The sequence below is a fragment of the Bacteroidota bacterium genome (assembly GCA_030017895.1).
Lineage (GTDB): Bacteria > Bacteroidota > Ignavibacteria > UBA10030 > BY39 > JASEGV01.
In genome coordinates, this window is sequence record JASEGV010000144.1 from 1 (window position 1) to 2,027 (window position 2,027).

Below are 2,027 nucleotides of genomic sequence, written 5' to 3' on the forward strand. Positions count from 1 at the left end.
ACTCACGATGTTGATTGTATAATTCGCAGTCGTGGTTGTGCCAGTGGGATCATACAACGAAAGAACCGCAAGACTAAGAATGCCTTTTGAAAATGTCTTTTCTAAACTCAGCAAGTTTGCCCGATATCGTGGTAGGTTGAAGATGCTGTTTCAAGGATTTGTGGAAAGTTTTGCCTTCAATCTTCGACGCATGGCACAAGTGTGCACTGCCTGAGAGAATGCGTAGGTAAATCCTTAAAAAGGATGGCAATGGTTGACTTCATAAATGAATGAACCAAAATACGACCGATGTGAATCGTTAGATTGATTTGTTACTACGCCTATTTTTTTAATTGAGGATAGGATGTGCTTAAAAACATTGTTTACCTGTATTCGGCAACACGCTCACCATATAGTCATTGTTTCATTTATTGTTGTGTTTTCATCAACAGCAAACTTATCCAAACCATTATCATTGAAATGATGCCCATTGGGTCGAAGAACTAGTGTCCCGGTTCTTCTAATCCTGGTTTCTCCGTTATGTTCATCTGCATCATAAGAAACAGTTGATGTGCTGAAATTCATTTCGCCGAATTTATTGACAGTAACATTTACCTGTGTGGTTATATCCACTATCGGGAATTCACCTGTTACACGTAATCGTAAGAAACCTGCGTATTCATGATTTAAAACCGGTTTTGGTTCAACCGGATTTTCTTTTTTTGAACAGGATATCAGCAATATTAACAATAGTAAAAGGACTAAGTGAAATATAAATTTATGTAGTTTCATAAATCATTCTCCTATTCAATCTCGTCATCTTCTTCATCTTCAATGGGAGGATTACCAAACATCGGCATTTCGGAAAACTTTATGCTTTTAGGGATAACGAAATATTTTTGATCGACCGGGATATTTGTTTTTATAGATGTAACTTCCTGTTTGGTATGAGTTCCCGCAATTTTAGAATCCATCAACATTAAAATACCTTTCCATGTTAAAACTTTTCCATCGTTACCCTTGTATGCGATACATTCTTTTCCAAGGAATTTTTCTGTCCCGGCTTTTTTCATTCCAAGTTTAGTATAAGTTTCCTCGTTAAATTTTTCTACATCTTTATGCTTGTTTTGATGTATCCATTCTATCATTGGATTTTTAAGTTTAAATCCTTCGTTTGGTTTGGATGGATCAAATATATACTGGTATTCACCAAGCGAAATAATCCACGCTTTTCTTATTTCGCCATCTTCTTTAGTATCAAGATTAATTGCACTTCTGTTTCCGTAGTTATCAAAGTAAAGAATACTTTTTCCTACTTCATTCCCCGAATATTTGTATTCGATAATACCGGATTGAATTTGGAAAAGCTTAAGTTTGTCTCCCTGTGCATATATCTGATTCGCTATCAGCAATAAAAATAATAAACAAAAACTTTTTCCAAAAAAATGATTTTCACGTTTCATAACTTGTTCCTTTCTCTCTTTTACATTTTCACAAACTCTACCCGGCGATTGTTAGCTTTCGCCTCGGGGGTTGTGTTACTATCGAATGGTTTGCTCTCGCCCCAACCTTTGCTTGTTAAACGATCTGAGGCAATACCTAAATTCACCAACTGCTCGACAACTGCTTTTGCTCTACGTTCGGATAATGTTTGGTTCGATGCATCGTCGCCGTCGCTGTCGGTATGTCCTTCAACGCTGAATTTAATTTCTGGATGTTCTTTCATTAACTGGAAAATTGAATTAATCACCCCCATCGATTCGGGTTTGAGTGTGGCTTTGTTTACATCGAATTTAATTCCAGTTGTTACAATCTTTCCATCGCTGAGGAATTTATTGTATAGTTTAACTCCACCTTGAGCTATCTTTACATTTTTAATAAAACGGTTTATTCCTAATATTCCAACCGTATTGTATCCCGATACACCGATAGTCAATCCAGTGGGGTTTTCGGTAATGTTTGGAATGTTCAGAACTCTTGCATCGTCGAAATATTTTGGGTCTTCGCGTACTCGAGTGGGTCATTTTATATCTCCTTGAGCATGCAAG

3 protein-coding genes are annotated in these 2,027 nt (G+C 36.7%); all 3 read right to left on the minus strand.

Annotated features, from left to right (window positions below):
- Positions 1–384 precede the first annotated feature (384 nt).
- The 3 genes from QME58_14345 to QME58_14355 are packed head-to-tail and all read right to left on the minus strand — an operon-like array spanning position 385 to position 1,915.
- Positions 385–771 carry a hypothetical protein gene (locus QME58_14345; protein MDI6804992.1) on the minus strand — a complete coding sequence of 129 codons (387 nt, stop codon included), beginning with the start codon at positions 769–771 and terminating at the stop codon, positions 385–387.
- A gap of 11 nt (positions 772–782) precedes the next feature.
- Entirely contained in the window at positions 783–1,442 is a 660-nt protein-coding gene (locus QME58_14350; GenBank protein MDI6804993.1) for a hypothetical protein, read from the minus strand.
- A gap of 20 nt (positions 1,443–1,462) precedes the next feature.
- Positions 1,463–1,915: an OmpA family protein gene (locus tag QME58_14355; GenBank protein MDI6804994.1), complete on the minus strand. Its 453-nt coding sequence runs from the start codon at positions 1,913–1,915 to the stop codon at positions 1,463–1,465.
- Positions 1,916–2,027 lie beyond the last annotated feature (112 nt).

Bases quoted from the DNA above. Each gene is read 5' to 3' on its own strand.
- QME58_14345 (MDI6804992.1), bottom strand. From the start codon at position 771: ATGAAACTACATAAATTTATATTTCACTTAGTCCTTTTACTATTGTTA.
- QME58_14350 (MDI6804993.1), bottom strand. From the start codon at position 1,442: ATGAAACGTGAAAATCATTTTTTTGGAAAAAGTTTTTGTTTATTATTT.